The organism is Devosia sp. FJ2-5-3 (assembly GCF_029201545.1).
Classification (GTDB): Bacteria; Pseudomonadota; Alphaproteobacteria; order Rhizobiales; family Devosiaceae; genus Devosia.
On sequence record NZ_CP104007.1, the window covers coordinates 2,440,692 to 2,460,386 of the forward strand.

Annotated in this window: 21 protein-coding genes and 2 pseudogenes; 8 read left to right on the plus strand and 15 right to left on the minus strand. The window is 59.0% G+C overall.

The window, feature by feature from the left end:
- Window positions 1–26 precede the first annotated feature (26 nt).
- Window positions 27–1,394, minus strand: a complete 1,368-nt coding sequence (locus N0P34_RS11825) for a FecR family protein (protein ID WP_275603442.1) — start codon at window positions 1,392–1,394, stop codon at window positions 27–29.
- Between the two features lie 228 nt (window positions 1,395–1,622).
- On the opposite strand from N0P34_RS11825, the gene N0P34_RS11830 reads away from it, so the two are divergent.
- Entirely contained in the window at window positions 1,623–1,817 is a 195-nt protein-coding gene (locus N0P34_RS11830; RefSeq protein ID WP_275603443.1) for a hypothetical protein, read from the plus strand.
- A 575-nt stretch (window positions 1,818–2,392) separates the two neighbouring features.
- Here the strand turns inward: N0P34_RS11830 and N0P34_RS11835 are convergent.
- On the minus strand, window positions 2,393–2,713 hold the full coding sequence (locus N0P34_RS11835) for a hypothetical protein (protein ID WP_275603444.1): 321 nt from the start codon (window positions 2,711–2,713) through the stop codon (window positions 2,393–2,395).
- A gap of 591 nt (window positions 2,714–3,304) precedes the next feature.
- On the opposite strand from N0P34_RS11835, the pseudogene N0P34_RS11840 reads away from it, so the two are divergent.
- The 3 genes and pseudogenes from N0P34_RS11840 to N0P34_RS11850 form a co-directional block, all read left to right on the plus strand.
- A pseudogene (locus tag N0P34_RS11840) lies at window positions 3,305–3,580 on the plus strand (SOS response-associated peptidase family protein); the annotation flags it as partial.
- A 92-nt stretch (window positions 3,581–3,672) separates the two neighbouring features.
- Entirely contained in the window at window positions 3,673–3,861 is a 189-nt protein-coding gene (locus N0P34_RS11845; RefSeq protein ID WP_275606974.1) for an SOS response-associated peptidase family protein, read from the plus strand.
- 249 nt (window positions 3,862–4,110) lie between these two features.
- Window positions 4,111–4,317 (plus strand): hypothetical protein, encoded by a 207-nt coding sequence (locus tag N0P34_RS11850; protein ID WP_275603445.1) that lies wholly within the window; start codon window positions 4,111–4,113, stop codon window positions 4,315–4,317.
- Window positions 4,318–4,629: 312 nt separating this feature from the next.
- Here the strand turns inward: N0P34_RS11850 and N0P34_RS11855 are convergent, their stop codons facing one another.
- The 7 genes from N0P34_RS11855 to N0P34_RS11885 form a co-directional block, all read right to left on the minus strand.
- Window positions 4,630–4,779, minus strand: coding sequence for a hypothetical protein (locus N0P34_RS11855; protein WP_275603446.1), 150 nt, complete (start codon window positions 4,777–4,779; stop codon window positions 4,630–4,632).
- A 465-nt stretch (window positions 4,780–5,244) separates the two neighbouring features.
- The gene (locus N0P34_RS11860) at window positions 5,245–5,658 is read right to left on the minus strand and encodes a DUF983 domain-containing protein (protein ID WP_275603447.1); all 414 of its coding nucleotides are present in this window, start codon (window positions 5,656–5,658) and stop codon (window positions 5,245–5,247) included.
- A gap of 115 nt (window positions 5,659–5,773) precedes the next feature.
- The gene (locus tag N0P34_RS11865; RefSeq protein WP_275603448.1) at window positions 5,774–5,908 is read right to left on the minus strand and encodes a hypothetical protein; all 135 of its coding nucleotides are present in this window, start codon (window positions 5,906–5,908) and stop codon (window positions 5,774–5,776) included.
- Between the two features lie 164 nt (window positions 5,909–6,072).
- Complete coding sequence (locus N0P34_RS11870) at window positions 6,073–6,597, minus strand: DUF4142 domain-containing protein (protein WP_275603449.1); 525 nt, start codon at window positions 6,595–6,597, stop codon at window positions 6,073–6,075.
- Window positions 6,598–6,880: 283 nt separating this feature from the next.
- Window positions 6,881–7,027, minus strand: coding sequence for a hypothetical protein (locus tag N0P34_RS11875; protein WP_275603450.1), 147 nt, complete (start codon window positions 7,025–7,027; stop codon window positions 6,881–6,883).
- A gap of 850 nt (window positions 7,028–7,877) precedes the next feature.
- Complete coding sequence (locus N0P34_RS11880) at window positions 7,878–8,162, minus strand: hypothetical protein (RefSeq protein WP_275603451.1); 285 nt, start codon at window positions 8,160–8,162, stop codon at window positions 7,878–7,880.
- A gap of 420 nt (window positions 8,163–8,582) precedes the next feature.
- The gene (locus N0P34_RS11885; RefSeq protein ID WP_275603452.1) at window positions 8,583–10,349 is read right to left on the minus strand and encodes an SLC13 family permease; all 1,767 of its coding nucleotides are present in this window, start codon (window positions 10,347–10,349) and stop codon (window positions 8,583–8,585) included.
- 167 nt (window positions 10,350–10,516) lie between these two features.
- On the opposite strand from N0P34_RS11885, the gene N0P34_RS11890 reads away from it, so the two are divergent.
- Window positions 10,517–11,200 (plus strand): DUF2270 domain-containing protein, encoded by a 684-nt coding sequence (locus tag N0P34_RS11890; protein ID WP_275603453.1) that lies wholly within the window; start codon window positions 10,517–10,519, stop codon window positions 11,198–11,200.
- 1,104 nt (window positions 11,201–12,304) lie between these two features.
- Window positions 12,305–13,306: an HWE histidine kinase domain-containing protein gene (locus N0P34_RS11900; RefSeq protein WP_275603454.1), complete on the plus strand. Its 1,002-nt coding sequence runs from the start codon at window positions 12,305–12,307 to the stop codon at window positions 13,304–13,306.
- A 307-nt stretch (window positions 13,307–13,613) separates the two neighbouring features.
- Here the strand turns inward: N0P34_RS11900 and N0P34_RS20150 are convergent, their stop codons facing one another.
- The 4 genes from N0P34_RS20150 to N0P34_RS11915 all read right to left on the minus strand — a co-directional run bounded on the left by N0P34_RS20150 (window position 13,614) and on the right by N0P34_RS11915 (window position 15,213).
- Window positions 13,614–13,988 (minus strand): isochorismatase family cysteine hydrolase, encoded by a 375-nt coding sequence (locus N0P34_RS20150; protein WP_345774425.1) that lies wholly within the window; start codon window positions 13,986–13,988, stop codon window positions 13,614–13,616.
- On the minus strand, window positions 13,985–14,251 hold the full coding sequence (locus tag N0P34_RS20155; RefSeq protein WP_345774426.1) for a hypothetical protein: 267 nt from the start codon (window positions 14,249–14,251) through the stop codon (window positions 13,985–13,987). The genes N0P34_RS20150 and N0P34_RS20155 overlap by 4 nt, the downstream gene beginning before the upstream one ends.
- 495 nt (window positions 14,252–14,746) lie before the next feature.
- Complete coding sequence (locus N0P34_RS11910) at window positions 14,747–14,911, minus strand: DUF3606 domain-containing protein (protein ID WP_345774427.1); 165 nt, start codon at window positions 14,909–14,911, stop codon at window positions 14,747–14,749.
- A 98-nt stretch (window positions 14,912–15,009) separates the two neighbouring features.
- The gene (locus N0P34_RS11915) at window positions 15,010–15,213 is read right to left on the minus strand and encodes a hypothetical protein (protein ID WP_275603455.1); all 204 of its coding nucleotides are present in this window, start codon (window positions 15,211–15,213) and stop codon (window positions 15,010–15,012) included.
- Between the two features lie 166 nt (window positions 15,214–15,379).
- On the opposite strand from N0P34_RS11915, the pseudogene N0P34_RS11920 reads away from it, so the two are divergent.
- Window positions 15,380–15,529: pseudogene (locus N0P34_RS11920) on the plus strand (manganese catalase family protein); the annotation flags it as partial.
- 69 nt (window positions 15,530–15,598) lie between these two features.
- A complete protein-coding gene (locus tag N0P34_RS11925) occupies window positions 15,599–16,744 on the plus strand; it encodes an alpha/beta hydrolase (RefSeq protein WP_275603456.1) in 1,146 nt (381 codons plus the stop codon).
- An 85-nt stretch (window positions 16,745–16,829) separates the two neighbouring features.
- Here the strand turns inward: N0P34_RS11925 and N0P34_RS11930 are convergent, their stop codons facing one another.
- Both N0P34_RS11930 and treY read right to left on the minus strand, forming a co-directional pair.
- On the minus strand, window positions 16,830–17,339 hold the full coding sequence (locus tag N0P34_RS11930) for a ferritin-like domain-containing protein (protein ID WP_275603457.1): 510 nt from the start codon (window positions 17,337–17,339) through the stop codon (window positions 16,830–16,832).
- Window positions 17,340–17,428: 89 nt separating this feature from the next.
- Window positions 17,429–19,660, minus strand: coding sequence for a malto-oligosyltrehalose synthase (gene treY, locus N0P34_RS11935; protein WP_275603458.1), 2,232 nt, complete (start codon window positions 19,658–19,660; stop codon window positions 17,429–17,431).
- Window positions 19,661–19,695 lie beyond the last annotated feature (35 nt).

Genomic DNA, 19,695 nt, shown 5'->3' on the forward strand with positions numbered 1-19,695 from the left:
CCCTCATCCAGTTCGGCCGTGCGCGCCTACTTGTTTCCCCCACCGTTGCCACCGCCACCGTTGCCACCGCCGCCGCTGTTGCCGCCGCTGTTGCCGCCGTTGTTGCCGCCGCTGTTTCCACCGCCATTGCCGCCGTTGTTGCCGCCGCCGTTGCCGCCGCTGTTTCCACCGCCATTGCCGCCGCTGTTGCCACCGCTGTTTCCATCGCCATTGCCACCGCCGTTGCCGCCACCGTTGCCGCCGCCGTTGCCGCCGTTGTTGCCGCCACCGTTGCCACCGCTGTTGCCACCGCTGTTTCCATCGCCATTGCCGCCGTTGTTGCCGCCACCGTTGCCACCGCCGTTGCCGCCACCGTTGCCGCCGTTGTTGCCGCCACCGTTGCCACCCCCGTTGCCACCGCTGTTGCCATCGCCATTGCCGCCGTTGTTGCCGCCACCGTTGCCACCGCCGTTGCCGCCACCGTTGCCGCCACCGTTGCCACCGCCGTTGCCGCCACCGTTGCCGCCGTTGTTGCCGCCACCGTTGCCACCGCCGTTGCCATCGCCATTGCCGCCGTTGTTGCCGCCACCGTTGCCGCCACCGTTGCCACCGCCGTTGCCGCCACCGTTGCCGCCACCGTTGCCACCGCCGTTGCCGCCACCGTTGCCGCCGTTGTTGCCGCCACCGTTGCCACCGCCGTTGCCGCCGCTGTTGCCGCTTGCTTCTCGTCCGCTTTGCTCGGTCCTGTTGCTGCCGCCAAAGAGCGTACCTTGCGGCTGCACTGTCCCGTCCTGCGGGTGCGAACCGTTGCCGCCTCGTTCAACAACCGGCTCTCCCGCCGGCGTCACCGGCACGCCCGCCGTCGTGAAAACCTGGATCGGACCATTGCCGTCAACCTTGAGTGGCGCATCTTCGGTTACGCTTGCCTCCTGGCCCGGGCGCACGTCGACCACGAGGGAATTGGAACTGTCCTGAACCTGCACGACGCCGCGATCCACCTCGACATGCGAACCGGTCCGTTCGGCGACGACAGTAAATTTCGTACCCTTGACCACAGCCGCGAGAAATGGCGTCTGCACGGAGAAGTGCTGCACATTGCGCCGCTCGACATCGACGTCAACAACGCCCGCAGACTGCACGATCGAGGTCATCAATTCCGCGCCAGCATCGCGGATCTGCACTACGGTATTGGCGCCCAGCGTAAAATGATCGTTGCCGCGCACAACGTCGACGCGGCCGCTGCCGCCGGTCTGCACCCGAGCGCCGTCGCCGATCTCGAGGCCCACTTGAATTTGCTGCCACCCATTGCCTGCATTGATCGAGGCCTCTCCACGAACGCGTTCGACGGTCCAGCCCGCGGCCATGGCGGCTGTGGACAAAGAGAAAAGCAGAGCTGTGGTGATAATGCGAAACATGATGTCCCCCTTTGATGGGAGACAGTGCCCGAAAGGCATTTGCAAGCAGTAACTTATGTTGTTCTGCAGGGTCACACCTGTAGGCGTAGTGAACCAATGGTTGCGACAGGTGATGGCTTTCTCGGGAGTCAGAACCGTTTTATTCAACGCTCTTCGTGTTTTGGCTTCCCGAGATGAGCCACGTAGCCTACGCCCTGTCGTTAGGCATTCAGCGAGGGAGGTCATCCGGTGGATATTGTGTGGATCGCCATCCTTGTCGACATGACGATCCATGGATTGCTCGGCTTCTCCATCGTCAAAATCTGGGGCAAACGTCTGCCTGCTTCCTGGAAACGGAAGTCTTTTGTCATCCCAGTTGTATTGGTGCTTGGAGCACTCGTGACAATTGTGAGCTTTCCGCACTGGGTCGTGTTTCCCGACTAAGAGGAATTGGTCGGACGGGCTGAACGCATGCGCCTCTTGTTCCCGGGGATTTGTTTATAGGGTGGGAAGCAGGCTGTCCCGTTTTGTCGAAACGTGGTCGAGAGCCGCCGTTTACTTACGAGTGGCTCTTCGGCGCCGTGTCACAATTCTACGTCCTGTTAGAACCCAAAGCTAACATACTCACAGCTCCGCTTTAGCGTGTCCGGCTGCCACCTATAAAACTGCGTTTCCTCTGGCCATGCAGAACAATTGCCGCGTATGGCAACAGCTCCATTCTTGTTAGTGACGACCGTCTGTTCCGGTAATTCCAGAAGTAGCTCGCCTCAGGATCCCTCTCCATGAACGACATCGTCACGATGCCGCATCCACCCTCCGGTGCAGACACGTATTCCCAGCGCGATGACTGGTTGTTCCAATTGAAATTCAGCTCGAACGGCAAAGTCCCAATCTTGCAGGTCCTCGTCTTTCGCTCGTCCTGCGCTTCAACTATTGCCAAAGTCGTCAATTCGCTGGGATTTGAGCAGAAGGCTCGCAGGAGGTCGCTATACGCATTGGCGTCGTTTCGCTCTCGGGGCTCAACTCAACGCCGAAGTCGCCGCCGTTTCGAATGACTTCAATTGCTGAACCAGCTCGGTGCTCAGGGTAGTTGATGCGCCTTCTTCCAGCATCTGTGCAACCATGTTCGCCGTTTGCTCTGTGGTGGCGCTAGACTCTTGAGACACCATTGTTTGAATGAAGTCACATTTGATCGAGCTTCCCTGGCCAGAGCACTCGAAGGTCAGCCCAGAGTTCTGCCCTAGGCTCGTGACGAAACCGCGATATGGAAACTCCTGGGCAAAAGAGGTCAGCACCAACATGGGTGCCAAGACGATGATCGCCACGCTAATCAGTCGCATGCGTCCTCTTTCAGAATTTGAGGCAATGGTATCGAACTCCAGTTGTCGCATTTAGATGTCGAGCAAAAGGTGTCGTCGCTTAATGTCGCCGTAGCGTTCGGATGTCGAGACTATTTTCTTTTCTGCCTAATTGCGTCCGCTTATGGTCACCGAATGGAACGACCGCAATGACCGCCATGGGGTCGATGGCCGACAGAGTTGGGGTGGCTCAAAGCTCGACCGCTTTTGACGTGCCTACTGAAAAGCTGACCATCGAAAGGTTCCCAGTATTAAGAACCGTATTTTCTAAGCAGGGCGGTTGCGCGCCAAATAGGCCTGGGTGAACTCCGGGAACTGATGATGCCTTCTGCACCCTTCCCCGCCGCCGACGGGCGCATGGCAAGTCTGGTCCGCGTTCATTATTGGGCATTAACGCCGCTCGGGCCGATGGAGAGTTGGTCGGCAGCGCTCCGGGTGACGGTCGATGCCATGCTCGCGTCGCGGTTTGGGGCCCTTATCTCATGGGTACCGGCCGAGTCGTCATCTCTATCGGGAAAGCGGTATGTGGCGCGATGAATGGAGCCAACTCGCTGACTGGGAGGGCATACGCTGATGTGCGGCCGCTTTACCAACGAGTTAACCTGGTCGGAACTGCACGCCCTCTACAAGCTCTCCGACGAGATGTTCCCAACCAAGTCTAACATGCAGCCGCGCTATAATATCGCGCCGACGCAGGACGTGGACTTTGTCCACCTCGACAAGGCTGGGAATATGGAACTCAACCGTGGCCGTTGGTGGCTGGTGCCATTCTTCGCCAAGGAACTCCCCAAGGCCGCCATGTTCAATGCGCGGATCGAGACGATTGATACCAGCGGCGCGTTCCGCGAGGGCTTCAAGTCCCGTCGCTGCCTCATCCCTGCCGACGGCTATTTCGAGTGGACCAAGGCGAAGACGGCGGCAAGGATCCGTGGTTGCTGCAGATGCCCGGCGGCGCGCCATTCAGCTTCGCCGGCATATGCGCGCACAACGACAATCTCGGCGTCACCAGTTGCACCATTATCACGGCGCCCGCGGTGCCAGAGATCGAGCACATTCACACCCGCATGCCGGTGATCCTCGTAGAACACGCCTATGGTCGCTGGTTGTCAGGCGAGGACCAGGGCAGCTAGGCCAAGGCCCTGTTGCTCGGGGCGCAGATCGATAGCCAGATCGAATTTCATCGGGTCGATCGGGCGGTAAACAACAGCCGCTATGAAGGCACTGACACCAAGAAGCCACTGCTGAACTCGCTTTAGCGCTTGAATACGGGTTGAAGCGACGGATAATACGTCACTGCACCAGACCCTTGAACCATATCTATTGCGGAGAGTGAGCGGTCCAAAAGAGACCAGCGCTCTCCCCGCACATGAGGAAGGGCCATGCGTCATCAACCCACGGTCGAATTCACCTGCACTTGTAGTCACTGTGGTGCCGCCAACACCGTCGTCGAAGTCGGCTTGCCACCAAGAACCGAAGTGGCTTGTTCTCACTTTGCGCAAAGGCTCGGCACCATTGCAGAGCTGCGGGACTCGGTGTTCAACGATCCAAGGCAGAAGCCCGACAAGGACACTTCGGCGGGCCGCTGACAGTCGCCGGATATAGTCAGTAAAACTCCCACTTCCATAGCTGCCGAACCCCGGCCGGGCGTCTAAGGCGCAACTTTCCCCGATCTAGATCGGTCGGGAAATAATGCTGCACCTGCACCGGCCCACCGCAACGCCCGCACGGCGCAGGTGGCCCATAGACTCGCATTTCGGGTCCCCAGATGTCGACCACGTCCGACGCCAGAAACGCAGTGACGGTGCGACAGGCGCGACATCTGTAGACAAGTACCCAGCCGTCCTCTGCCAAATGCTTGAGTCGCACGGCATCGAGCTTCCGTCGGCTGGGCGTCATACTCATTTGGCCAGGGGGCGGTTAGCCGATAGAGCCCGCTTGATCTCGGCAGTGCTGTAGCCGGTGAGCACTTTTATGTCTTGGGCCTCGAGGCCCGTTTCAGCGAGGCGCCGGATGTTGGCCGCGGGCGACGGTTTGATTGCAATATTCATCTCGATTCTCCGCTACTCAAATCCAGAACGAAATAAGAACATTGAGCAGCTTGGAGTCAACGAACCTTCACATCTCATTGGCCAGGATCGTGAGAAATTGAGGGGGAGACCGGGCTGCCCTCTGCCCGTCCTCTGATTACCGAAAAGCAACGTTGCGGAACGCCCCTTCCCCATCACCGTTTGATCTGGCGGCCAGATTTGAGGCTGCATCAACGCATGAGGACATGGTCCATGGCAAATTCTGACAACAAAACCCAGGAGGGTTCGCACGAGCATTATGTTTAGGCTGGTGAACAGAGCCACAAAAACGATGACAAGAACAACAAAGGTTCTGGTGGAAGCGGCGGCGGCTCGCAGGCGAGCGGCTCGGGTGGCAACAACCAGGGCGGGTCAAAGAAGAGCTGATCCGCCGACAGCAATCTGGCTGGAGGACCATGCCCTCCGGCTCCGTCTTCGCTGTTGCGACTAGCGATCCTGTTCGTCGCTCCACCCCTTAGCCCACATCAAGCCCACGATCGCGCCCTTGGATGAGGGCAGGATGGCCAAAGGCAAGATTATCGAGAGGGGCACGAGGGTATACAGATAGGCCATCGGGCTTGCTCCACCGCGCAACTCGATGTCGAGCATGACGGCAGCAATGATATGGATCACGACCGTGATCACGACGAATGGCAGGAAGAGGCCGGCTTTGTAGTAGGCCAGTGGCTCTCCACATTCAGAGCAGTGGTCCACTTGTTCAAGATAGTGGTGAAACAGCCAGCCCTTGCCGCAATTGGGACACCTGCACTTCAGACCGCGCCAGATCGCAGGCCAGGCCCGCTTCTTGTCCTCAGTATCCCCCGGATCAGACATCTTTTCGGCTTTCTGCTTGATCCACATCTAGAGACATCGTCTGCCCGATGGTTCGAAGGAACAAGATGCCAAATAGTAGCGGAGCGCTACTCCCAGACGCGCCAACCCGCAATCGAGAGCGGAATGGGCCGTCCCCGCTTCATCACGAGAACATCGCAACAAACACTACCAAGGCCAGCACCAGGATGATCGCCGCCGGCACAAATACGATAGGCCCCAAGAGCGGGTTTTTCTCGGTGTTGCCCTCATGCACGCGCGGTTCGTCGGGTGGCGACATTGCAAATCTCCTAGCGGTCATGAACTAGACATGCCTTCATTGGGCAGGTTGAAACCTGTAAGCCAGAGACGGCGCCTACTGGATCGGCGATAACCAGGCCATACGATTTCGTGTATCTGATTAGGGCGAAACGGGCAGATCAAGCCCGTTTCTCAAATGCGCCGTCAGTCTGCCGTCAGGCCGTGGACGTGTTCCTGATGAGATTTGAGCACGGGCAGTGTCGCGGTAGCAAAAGCCTTCAGAGGACCTTCCTTGCCTTCCGTAGAATACCCTTCGAACAGCGCCACGGCTTCGTCATGGGCTTGGGCTTGGGCGTCGATATAGGCCTTGTCGAATTCTTCCCCTTCCAAGCCGCTCATAGCGTCCAACATTTCTTGATGGCGACTATCAAGCGCGCTCTCCAGCGCAACGCCCTCTTCTGCCGCCGCCGGAGCCATATCTTGGGCAGCCTTCGTGTGGTCGGTGATCATCTGTTGCGCGAATGCTTTCACATCCTCGCTGACGGCCTTCTCGACAGCCAGAGTACTGGTCTCCAGTTCGAAAAGGTTACCGATCGACGCCTTCGTGGCGAAATCTGCAGGGTCTGTTACTCTCATCGGTGCTGACGACGCAGCTGGGGCCGGCGCCTCCTGGGCAAAGGCTGGAATTGCCAGCACCAACGCGGTCGTCATTATTAAAGTGCGGATCATCGCGATTTCCTCCTGATGGAAGCAATCTCAACACCCGCGGGCTCAAAGCGATGCATCACCTTTAACTGCTGGCAAATCCTTTAGCTTCTGGCAAATCTCTGATCTCGCACGATCCGTCGAAACGAGGCAGCTACGTCAGCCGGAGGCTGGTTTCAATCTCGCGTTCACAGATGACAGCTTTGTAGTTGCACGCCGCCGAAGGCGACGACCCACTCTCCACCCCGTTTTGCCAGCCACGTCACTTCCCGCCGCTATGGATCGACTGCCAAAGGGACGGGCTCGCCTACCGCTTCAGCTGCCTTGCCACCTCTTCGGCGATCTCGCGGTCCCGCTGCTCTTCGGCCAGGTGCTTGTTATAGGTCTGGACCAAGTGGTGGATGCCCTTGGACGTTTCCTCGAGGGCGATATTGGTCCGTACCATCTGCTGCATGACGAGCCATCTGCTGCATGACGAGCCATCTGCTGCATGACGAGCCCGACGCTCTCGACCAGCTCCTTTACCGGGCCCATGTCGGCAAGCTGGCCAGAGGCATAGAACTCCTGCACCTTCGGCGCCGGTGGCCCCTCCTTCTTGCCCAAGACCTTCGACCAGGCGGCCAGAGCAACTATGGCAGTGGCGAAAGCGGCCCCGCCCAGCCATTGGAATTCAACGGGTATGCTGTCCATTGGTCCCTGCCCGTCCTACGTCTCTCCAGGCGTGGAACAAACACACCATATGCTCAGAGCCAGAGGCAGCGGATCGATGCCGCTCCCCGATGTTTGGGCAGTCACCACCGAGGTGTAAACCAAGAACCAGATCATGGCAGCAGCGCCGGCCAGCAGCCCCCCACCACCGGAGAGTAGCGCGAGTATACGTGTTACCGAAAGTGCCATTGATGGTCCGGGCTAGAAGCGAGAGGCCGCCAATGGCGAGGCATATAGCGCCCCAAGTCTCCTCCGAGGCGATGCGCAACATGCCTTCCCATGCGGCCGCGTTTGCCCATGCTGTACCATCCCCGGCAAGGTTGAAGCCCTAGAATGTTAAAGTGGTCGCCATCACCCACTCAACGAAGCGCGCTTCAAAGTGAGACCAGACACCGGTGACAATCTTTATGAACATAGCGTCGCGATTGTATGATGCGATACTACTTTTGAGTAAAGCAACATCTCCCAGATGAACATTTTTTACTTCCAATCCACTTTGGGTGCTCTAGTATTCTGGCTGGCGAAGGGGCAAAGAATTAACTTAGCACCGAAGCTGGCCCGGTCTCTCCCCCCGGCGCGACCGGGCCTCTTGCTGTCTATCTTTGCGTAAGCCGCTCCCAGAGCGTGCGAGGCTTAGGAGCAGCGGCAGCAACCGCATCAGCCTGGCGGGCGGCGGAAGACCCCTTGAGGAGCTCCGCTTTTCTGCCGTCCTGAGTAACCACCTGCGGGGCCACGGTGGCCCGGTATGACTGCCACTGCGTCCAGAGATACCAGAGGATGCCGAAGGCCGCGGAGACAGTCAGGCCTCCGCCCTGCCCCGTGAAGATGGCCTGCACGTCCTGCTGCATGACGAGGTAGATCGGGATGATGGTGAAGGCCAATGCGGCGAGTTCCTGAGCCCGCCTCCAAGGTCAGCCCCAAAAGACGTTCTGTGCAATAGCTGTGAGCATGATGTAATCCTCTTAGAACCGGGCAAGAAATAAACCGCCTAAGACGGCGACAAGGCTAACGAATACGGCGATGACGCCTGCTAAGTTGATGCCGCCCGACTTGGCAGGCCCGGGGGCCGCTTGTCGGCAAGGGTGAAGACTCGGACACTGTAGAAGTGGAATTGCCGCCAGCGAGCGCCACTTCGAAAATGTCGGGCTAGCTAGCGATCCGGGTAGCCCAGTCAGTTCCGTTGATGACGCGCCGGAGCGTGACCGCAACGAGCCAGCGTCCGCTTAGCGTCGCATCGCTGTGGCCGGCAAATGATCTCAACCGGGTCTCTAGCCGACAAAGGGATAATGCCTAGTCCGGTCTTACGTGGGCCACACCAGCATTAACATTGGTACTGCGATGACTACGACTAAGATCGACAGCGGCAGACCGAGACGCCAGTAATCGCCAAACCGATACCCTCCTGGACCCATTACGAGGGTGTTGCACTGGTGTCCGATCGGCGTGAGAAAATCCGAGCCAGCTCCAATAGCGACGGCCATGAGAAATGCCTCTGGCTGATAGCCCAGACCGGTGGCGAATGTGGCCGCTATCGGCGCCATAACGAGCACGGTTGCCGCATTGTTGAGGAATGGTGTGACCGCCATCGCTGCCACCATGATCAACGCCAGCGCACCATAGGGCGGCAGAACGCTCGCCGTCTCGGAGAGCCAGTGGGCGATAAGGTCGGTAGCCCCCGTCGTACGCAGGGAGTCGCTTACAGGAATAAGCGCCGCAAGCATGATCAGGATCGGCGCGTCGAGATGGCTATAGACCTCACGCAGAGGCACGGTGCGGGACAGAACCATCAGCACGGCGGCCGCAAAGAACGCCAAGGGAACAGGTACCAGACCCAGGGCTGTACTGACCATGGCAAGCGCCAGGATGAATAGCGGGACCAGCCCAATACGGACGCTGCCGAGCTTGAGATTGCGCTCCACCAACGGCAGGCAATCCCATTGCCGCAACTGGTCGGGCAACTCCTTGAGATTGCCTTGCAGCACGATGACGTCGCCATTGCGGAACTTGATCTCCGCAAGCCGCTCGGTGAAACGCTTGTCACGACGGCTGACGGCCAGCAGGTTGAGCCCGGTCATGTCGAAGAAGGTAAGCTCCTTGGCGCTACGTCCGATCAGGCTCGAGTGCTCTCCGACGATGGCCTCCACCACGCCGGTATCTTCCGACGCAATGGCGGCGTCGCGGCGTTCCGAGAACGCAAGTTTGCCCTGCGCCACAATCTTGTCGAGCGCCTCCGGCTCGCCTTCAAGCAGCAGGAGATCGCCTTCCCTCACCAGCGCGTCAGGCAGGGGAAGCCGGCGCTTGCCATTGACGCCGACGACACCCAGAACCATGGCCTGCCCGCCACCCAAACGCTGTACTTCGGCAATCGTCCGACCCACGCTGATAGAGCCGGCAGGGACATGGACTTCGGTCGTGTAATTCTTGATTTCGAGCGCTGTTTCCATGGACGCATTCTCGCGCGACCGAGCAGGCAGCAGCTTGTAGCAGAGCCCAAGGAATACCACCCCTCCCAAAGCCAATGCGGCACCGACAGGCGTGAAGTCGAACATGGTGAAAGGGACACCGATGAGCTCCTCGCGAACACGCGACACGATGATGTTCGGGGATGTTCCGATCTGGGTCATCAGCCCGCCCAGCAGCGAGCCGAAGGACATCGGCATCAGAAACAGCGACGGCGATACCCCCGATTTACGCGCCATCTGGAAGGCGATCGGGATCATGATGGCCAGGGCGCCGATGTTCTTGATAAAAGCCGAGAGAATGGTCACGACAACAACGAGCAGGATCAGCTGCGCCCGAGGTTTGCTGATCCCTGGCGCAAAGCGCCGAACCGCCACCTCCATGATGCCGGAGCGCGCAACGGCTGCGCTCACGACCAAAGCACTACCCACGATGACCACAATGTCATCGGAAAGACCGGAAAACGCATCTTCCGGCGCCACAATACCGGCGGCCACCGCAGCGAGCAATGCTCCAGCAGCCACAAGGTCGTAGCGCCATTTCCCCCAGACGAAGGCAACCATCATGAGAAGAATGATGGCGAAGGCGAGAAGTTGAGGGGTGGTCATGCACAAGGCTCCAGTGTGAAGCCTCTAACGCTGTAGACAGAAAAAAGCGCAGGCGATGCTCGTGGATTATTTGGCAGCAATTCAGCCGGCGCATGCAACCATATCAATGTCCCCAGCTTCGTCTATCTCAAGAGCGCGAAGTTTATGCGCCACTGACTGGACCGGCCATGCCCGACATATCACCTATCGTAACCCCTACGTTGCCCACCAATTCGGTCGAGGCAACGAACCTCATGATCCACTACTATCGGGCGGAAATGACCCGGATGAACGCCTGGCGGGCCCGGCTAGACCTCACGAGTAACTGGGCCATCACCGTCGTCGCGGCGCTCTTGTCCGTATCGCTCTCAAACGCCAGTGCGCATCATGGCCTTACCATCTTCGCCATGGTCATCATCCTGCTGATGCTGTTTGTCGAGGCGCGCCGCTATCGCTTCTATGATATCTATCGAATGCGCATCCGGCAGTTCGAGCGGCACTATTTCGGCCAGTTCTTTGAGGCCGACCCAAAGGGCGGACCTGAGCCCTGGCTCAAGATGCTAGCGCAGGATCTGCGCCATCCGAAGTTCAGAATCACTCTGACCCTGGCGATGAGGCGCCGCCTGCGTCGCAATTACATCTGGATGTTCCTTATCCTGTTGGGTGCCTGGATCGTGAAGATCGCCTCGCCCGACCTGCAGGCCGGTGCCTATCTCGACCCCTCACGCCCCGTGTCCACGATCATTGGACACGCGACCATCGGACCGGTGCCGGGCTGGATGGTTATCGGCATCATCGCCAGCTTTTACCTTTGCCTGGCAGCAGCCTGTCTCAAGGGCAAGGACCGAGGTGGTGACGAGGTCCACGTCTAGTCGACGTGAGCATTCGGACTGCGTGCCGGGCTGATGTCGCAGCGGCAGCGTTCAGGATCCATGACACCCGCCAAACTGTCTGAGCCTCTTGATAGAAAGGCAGGCCCTCCAGAGAAATCGCGCGGATGAGTGGATCTAGGTCATCAACGATGATCTGGAGATTTATCCAGCGACCGTAGGGATTTTCCATTTCGCTGGTTTCCCAATTTCCATCACGATAGCACATCATTAGCTGTGAGCCATCAGAACGCTTTAGCTAGCCGCAGTTGCCCTTCCTTCGGCTACGGCCGCCTATGGGGAGTTCCCCAAAATTCGTGAGTGAACAAGATTCCGGTCGGCTGCCCCCGGTCTTGTATTGCGCCCCTACCCTGCCCTTGCGCTTAGGAGACCGTTGCCTCGCTGAGACCTCTGCCATAGTCGTTCCTCCTTCGGCCGATTCAGCCGATAGAGAAATGCGGTGGGTATCTCGCCATATGATCCTGGTTCCTTAGTAGAGCCCGTTTGGAATACCGCCAGGCAAGTTGGTGCCAGGCGCGCCTATAGGGTCAAGCAGATTTGGTCGATCCGTTTCTTTCTTGATCGCGAAGGTCAAATGAGAGACCGAGCGCTCTCTGATCTCGCGATAGACAGCAAGCTTCGAGGCTGCGATTTGGTGAAGATCAAGGTCGGCACACTCGTGGCTTTACCGGCCATCCGCTCGCGGTCGATGGTGATCCAGCAGAAGACAGGCAGACCCGTTCAGTGAGATCACTGGTGATACCAGAGCCATCCTCCTCGCCTTGGCTCGGGTGGACGTCGATGAGGCTCTGTCGTTGTCAGGGGCTACCGAGATTTAAGCAAACGACTTCGCTGGCGGCCGTTGATGCACCGTCGGCGAAGCGCCCCATTCCAGTTGTTCCGTGAAGCTCGTCGTTTTTCTAAGAGCTTTCGTTAGCTTCGGTAGGTGCAAACGGCCGGCGTTTTAGATGATGGACAGCTTGTAGGTCAGCCTGCTGCAGAAAGGCGGACACTCGGGCCGCCAGCCACTCTATTTTTCGCCTCTGGCTCAACGATTGCTATCAATGGGAGGCTCAATCTGCTCAAACGAAGAGTCAGGAGAGCACCATGCCTTTCAGCGACGAAACCCACCCCCTCTGGGAAGTAAAAAACTTGAAGCGGGCTCTGCATGCTGCAGGAGTCGCGCTGTGGTCGTGGACAATCGAAACCGACTCTTTCGCCATGGACGAGAAGGCATTTGAACTCTGGGGCCTGCCCGCTAGCGGCAATGTCACCTTCGAAGACCTGTCATCCCGTATCCATCCTGCCGATTGGGACCGCGTGCGTGCGGCGTTTACGGCCACGCGGGCTATCATCGGCGCATATGAGATCGACTTCCGAATCCTGCTCGGCGAGGAGATCCGGTGGATCTCTGCACGAGGCCTTGGAAACGATGAGGGTTTGCATGCCGGCCAGATGTCCGGCGTGTTCTTGGACGTCACCGGCAGAAAGCAAGCCGAGGAAGGCAATGAGCTGCTCGCTGGCGAAATGAGCCATCGCGTTAAGAACCTGCTAGCCATTGCCGTCGGTCTCACCAACCTCACCTCGCGATCGACGACCACAGCTATGGAGATGGCAAAGGAACTCACCAACCGTCTCACTGCACTGGGGCGGGCCCACGACCTGGTGAGGCCGCTCCCCGGGCATCAAGGCAGTGCGGCCCTGTTAGGCGATCTGATCTCGGTGCTGCTGTCTCCCTACGATGACGAAGGTGCGTTCTCCGGGCGCGTACGCGTCGCAGTGCCACGCATGGGCATCGGTGAAGTGGCGGCCACTACCTTGGCGCTGGTGGTCCATGAGCTGGCGACGAACTCGTTGAAGTACGGAGCGCTGTCGGCGTCATCAGGCATGCTGGACATTGCCGGGACAGGTTCGGACGACGAAATCCGTATCACTTGGACGGAACGCGGCGGTCCTTCTGTGGCCCCTCCGGCTGGAGAAGGCGGATATGGGAGCAAGCTCCTACACCGCAGCGTGAGCGGCCAACTGGGTGGCACGATCGCCTTTGACTGGTCCGATGAGGGCGTCATCGTAACCTTGACGCTTGATCCTAAAAGACTTGCCGCCTGATACGGTTCGAAGAATATTAAATAAGTCCGATCATGTCCTTCGGTCGGCCTTCGAGGCACGGATGCGCCGGGCTCATTCACTCAGTTGTCGTGGCTGTAGTCGTTGCGATACGAGCGCTCGACCAAATTTCGGCGCTCTACGCACCGTATTTCAGGCGCCACATCTTTGCAGTGAAAGCGCGGCCACCGCTGGCGAACCCCTTCAAAACCGTCTGGTTATCGGGAGCATAGCGGGTGTCGCAGCTTGGCGCTGACGGCATGAGCGGCACCTGCCCACCAAATAGCTGTCGCAGGAACGTTTCGCTCCGTCAGGCCCGGCTAGAAATTACGGCGGCACACATCTCCTCCGCGGTGACCGTCTCAACCTGCATCCCAAACCGGCTCCGATAGATGCCCAGCATGGCGTCGTGCGTGGAATCGGCTCCCGAACACACTGCGTCTGAGACGATGATGACCCGATAGCTGCGGTCGATGGCGCCCATAACCGTGGCAAGCACGCAGACCTCGGTTTCCGCCCCCGAGATGAAGAGCGTGTCGACCTCGGCAGCCTTCAGCCTTGTCTGCAGCAGTCCGTCCGCCCATGCCGACATGACATATTTGTCGGCGACTTGCGCAGGCGGGATGAAAGTCCTGAGCTCTAGAACGATTTCAATAAGGTCCGGATGAAGCCGGTCGCGGGTCATGCTGGCCAGCGCTCATAGTAGCGCCGCCACGTTCCGGACACCTGCTCCGCGCAGTAGGGTGGGAGGAACCGCGTGAAGATCGTGCGAGCCGGATCGAGCTCGACCAGATTGACTACCTTGGGCAGAACCCGTTCCATCCAGGGGGTATGCCATTCGGTCGCTTCGGCAAACATGCGTTGCATGTCGATGCAGAGATGCACCCAATTGTTGCCGAGTGGTCCAAGCCGCAGTCCTTCTCCCAGTGGCTGCTCGTCGATCGCCATCGCTTCCCTCGACCGTTAACGCTGCCGCGCAGCGACTGGGACGCTCAGGCCAGTTCGACCATCGTCCCCCGGGTAAACGCCGAGGCTGTGTCTTGTGGGCCTCTGCGGCTTCCAGTGGCGGGTGATTTGACCTCCTGGTCGCCGGGCGGCAGGACGCTGACCCATTAACCAGTCCCTCACGATGACGTTGATCGCGTCGTCATAACTCATCCAGCCGCGGGCGGCTGGCTATGGTTGGCAGAGAATTGCTCGCAACCATCGCGCATTTCCTCTTCAAGCTTGGCCGCGGTCATTGCGGCCCAGATCCTTCATTCTTGGGTCGGGGCGGTGCCTTGCCATCATGCGCATAGCTGTTAGGGCCGATATCGGGTCCCTTGCGTCGCCGGGTGCCACCCGGATGGGGGATCTTATCGTAATCTTCTTCGGTCGAAGGATGCGGATCGGCGGCGTCATTGACGCCACTGGTGCCTTCGCCTGTGGGCAGGCCATCGTGCGTCATTTCGAAGCCAGCTTTTTCTCGACGGCCTTGCGGCTGTTACCTTCCGACTTCACCGCATCCTTGACCGCGGTTTTCGAAGTGCCGGTCTTATCCGCCTCATACTCGACTTCGTAATCTTGGCTTCCGGCGACACGGGAACGGTCCTGCTTGGTATTGGGCATTGGTGATCTCCAGCTCGGTCCCATTCCAACGCGGCGAAGAATCAAAAAGTTCATCCCGTAACAGAAAGCAGATTTTCATCCGAACCAGCACGCGTCCTTTATGGATGAGACCCGCCCCTGACTTTTGCGCCCAGGCGATCGAGGCCGGACGCGGTCAGTCTAGGACCATCCTCTTTCTGCTCTATCAGCGCCAGCGACAGCAGCTTGGCGAAATGGTGCGGGTCAATTTCAAGAGGCTGGGTCGAAGCCTGGAACCGCCGCAGAGTTTGCAGTTCGTCAGGCGTAAGGTCGTCGTCCGTCATGGCGTGCTCCAATCTGTGCGGGAACAACCAGCAGGCGGGCCATCGGTTGCCGAAACGAGTGTTTCGTGCGCCGACTCCGCCGCCCACGGAGCTCACGGCGCCGCCAGTAGTTTGTTGTTGTCGTGGAACTGCTGCCTATCGACACCGTTACCAAGCATCCAACAGAGGAGTGCCACCCATGCTGGAGATTGTCGAAGGCATGCCAGAGGGCGGCAAGATGCAGCAGCTGCAGGGCGTTCCATCTGCCTTCACGCCAGACTATGCGCCTGAAGAATTCTACGAGATCGCGTCCAAGCTCTCCAAGGCATCGCGCTAGAAATCCTCTCGGGGCCGCCTCGGGCCGCCCGTTTTTGCTTCCGCTGCTTCTCAACACGAAGTCATCCCTATGCCCCTGATGATCGTCTTCCGCTTTGTCTTCATCCTGCTCTCCCTTTGTATCCTGGGGCTGGCGGCCTACTTGCTCTGGAACTGGTATGACGGGGATCTCATCCGGCGAGCCGATGGCAGCCTCGTTCGCGTGCGGTCCGACTGGCTGCTCTGGGCCGGCATTGCCCTGTTGGCCCTGTCTTTTATTGGCCGCCCTCTCGTCACCTTGTTGCTCGCCAAGCCGGATACTGATCCGACATCGGCAAAAAGGGTTTCGGGCACTTTGGTGGCCGGAGCCAGCGGGTCGAGCCTTTATGTCGAGCAACAGGGGTCGCCAGACGCACCACCCATTGTCCTGGTCCATGGCTGGGCAATGGACAGCACGATCTGGTTTTATGCCAAGCGCGACCTGTCTCGGAACTTTCGCATCATATCTTGGGACCTGCCGGGGATGGGGCGCTCGCGGCCGGTTTCGGGCTCCGCCATCGGCCTCACCGAATTTGCCCAGGATCTCAAGACCGTGATCGGCCTGGCTGGCGATCGCAAGGTCGTACTCGTCGGCCACAGCATCGGTGGCATGACCATCCAGACACTGGCGCGTGACGATGCGGCGTTCTTTAACGCCCACGTTGCCGGTACTGTTCTGGTCAACACCACCTACACCAATCCCCTGAAGACCATGATCCTGAGCGGTTTGGCGCAGGCCATTCGGTGGCCGCTGCTCGAACCGCTGATGCGTCTGGGCATCCTGTTGCAGCCGCTGGTCTGGCTGGGTGCCTGGCAGAGCTATTTCAGCGGTTCGGCCCATATGGCCAACCGGCTTGGCTTCGGCAAATACGTGACCCGCAGCCAGCTCGAGCACACGACCCTGCTGGCCACCCGCAACCCTCCCGGCAATATTCACCGGGGCAACTTGGCGATGTTCCGTTGGGATGCAACCGGTGCCATGGCCAGGGTTAGCCCGCCCTTGCTGGTGCTGTCAGGCGAATTGGACATCGTCACCAGGCCCGAGGCCGGCGAGATCATTGCCCTGGACCATAAAGGCGCCGACTTCCGCAGGATCGACGGAGTCAATCACATGGGATTTTTGGAGCGACCGTCTGAGTATAATGCTGCTATCGAGGGCTTTGCCCTCAACGCCCACGCAGCGGCTTCGGTCATCTAGGCGGTCCTGAGGATTACTTCGCCGGTCTGGTTCTAAGGGCACGGAACGCAATAGGAGCGCCACACAGGCGCCCCTGACTGTCGAGCTATTTTTTCGCCGTCTCGCCGGCTTCCTTGAGCGCGGCGAACTTGAGCGTTACCATTTCTATGTTTTCATCGAGCCATTTGGCCATGGCGAGCTCTTCTTCCAGGTTCAGTTCGAGGTCGGAAATGGCCGTAGTGTTGCCGCTGGCGTCCGCAAGGGCGATAAGCGATTTGTAGGCCGCGATTTCGAAGTTTTCGAAGGCGAAGTTGGCCATAGAATTCTTGAGGATTTCATCGGGCGCCACGGTGTGACCAACGGCTGCCAAGGAGCCTGCCAGGGAGAGCGCCAGATCCTTCAGCGATGATTTGTCTTCACCGAGCGTTTCGAGAATGCGCTCGAGGCGTGCGATCTGACCTTCTGTTTCGGTAATGTGCTTCTGGATCTGGGCTTCGACTTCGGGATAATTTTCAATACGGCTTGCTTGCGGCTTCATGATTGAGAGGGCCTGGTTCTCCATCGCATGAGCATTCTTGAGGCCGGTCACGAATAAATCCTGAGCTGTAGTGGTCATTGATGGTCTCCTGTTTAGAATGCCGCAACGGCCGGTTGACGCCATGGGTTGCGGGCCCTGGCATGAGGTAGAAACCCCCAGCATCGTGGTTATCGCCAAGCGATGACAAGCCTAAGGTCGCCCGAGCCGCTCTGCCATATGGGCGTTCCCGCGACCTCCCGTCCCAGAGTGACAGCAAGCGTGCGGCCTTCTCCCGTTCGGCGAAGAATGGTTCCGCTGTCCTGATCGACTGCGGCGACCGCAGTGGAGAAGAAGGACGCTTGATCCCTGCGCAGTGCGAGCAGCAGGCGAGTGAGCCTGACTTTATCGCCGCCAAAACCTTGGCTGTCTGCGAGGTTCAGCATGGTGGACCAATCCACTGGTAACCGGTTGTCCGGATCTGTTAGAGCGAAGAATGGGGCCTCAGCTCCCCGGTAGATGTCCGGAAAGCCTGGAAGCAAGCATTTTAGCGCCAGTTGAGCGAGCGACAGCGCTTGCCCGGCTTCGACCAACTTCCTGAGCGCGGTAGGTTCACCCTTCTGCCAATGATCGCACAAGATGTCGGAGAAACTGTCCGCTGCCCCTTCCACGGTGGCATTGGGCTTGGTCCAGTAACTTTCCAGCTTAGCCTCTCGCAGAGCCTTTTGGTTGTGCTGGCGGAGACGAAGCTTGAGCGCCTGCGGCTCCACTCCCCACAAGGCCAGCACGGACTGAACGATATACCATCGCCAGCGCCTCGGGAGCGCATCAGGCGCAAGGCGGTCGGCGTCCGCAACCAAAGAGTGAAACGCGTCGGGATAGTGACTAATAGCCACCACACGCATCCGGCTATCCTCTGAACGCTTGGTGTCGTGAGAGGACGTCAGCGTCATCTCACTGGAACGGCGCTCCGCGAGGAATGCATTGGCTTCATCGTCTGACACTGTCGGTTGCTCGGGTTCCGCACCGACTTCGTTGGCGGCTAGATAGCGCGTCCATCGAAAGCCGGCTGTGTCCTCTTGTGCCTTTGCCAGAAGCGCCCCCGACACCTGCTGGAGGCGTGTCGCGAACCGGCGGTCAGCATGGTTTGCGGGTTCGATAAGATGATGGGCGAGCCGCTCAACAATACGGGACGAGCGAACGCGGCCCTTGGCGCGCTCGACTATTTGTTCCATGAGCGCTCGATCCTCACCCGATGCCGCAGCGTCGTTCAAATAAGTCCTGTAGCGCGGCATGCCCAGCAAGAGCTGGGTGATGCCCTCACGCAGGCCCTCGGGACCGGGCTCGACGCCGGGATCGTCGGCCAGGCACGCTCCGGCGATTGTGGAAAGCTGGTGCAATTCTGCTGATAGTTCATTGTGCAGGATTTCCAGCTTTGCGGCTTCAAGCGCGGTAGAGAATTCCTCTTCGACGCCGGTATAACGTCGCCATAGAGGCGTAAGCGTCTCGATACCGTTCGCGTCGGTCAGTAAACGCGCAATCAGACTTGAGGCTTCGTACCCCGTTGTTCCGACCGTCTTCCAACGGCGATCGAGCTTTTCGTCACCCACGAGGATTTTTTCTACCCAGACCGGCGTTTCCGGCAGATATTCGGCGAGGCGGTCCAGGTAACTTTTGGGGTCCGCGAGCCCGTCGATGTGATCCACCCGCAAACCGTCCACCAGACCGGCGTGGACAAGATCGATGATTAGCCGGTGGGTGGCTTCGAACACGGCTGTTTCTTCAACTCGCATGCCGATTAAGGATGTGACGTTGAAGAAACGTCGATGGGTGATACCGTCCCGCTCGAGTTCCCAATGGCGCAGGCGCCAGTGCTGTCGATCATGTAGGATAGACGGGTCCTCAACCCTATCGGCCTCTCCCCCCTCCATAGCCAATGGGATTTCCGTCTCAGCGAAGCACAAATTCCCATTCCTTACCGAGAAGTCGCCTCGCGACTGCATGACCTTGAACGGCTCCGGCAACCAGGGAAGCACAAGCGGTCCGGAAGACCAATCAATGTCGAAAAAGGAGGCGAAGGGGCTTTGCGGGCCATGCCGCAAGACATCCTTCAACCATTCGTTTTCGGGGGTGAATGCCGTGTGATTGGGGACAATATCGAGAATGATACCGAGGCCCACGGCGTGTGCAGCGCGAGCCAGCTTCTCAAAGTCTTCTCTGCCTCCAAGGGAGGGTTCAATTCTTGTCGGATCCAATATGTCGTAGCCATGTGTGGAGCCTTCAGAGGCGGCGAAAATTGGCGACAGATAGATGTGTGAGACGCCGAGGCCCACGAGATAGTCGAAGTGATGCTCCACGTGGCCAAAGGTGACACCCCCACGCATTTGGATGCGATAGGTCGCAGAAGGAAGAGGCTGGATCAATTGGAAGGAACCTGCAGATCGGGCTGGGCGGGAAT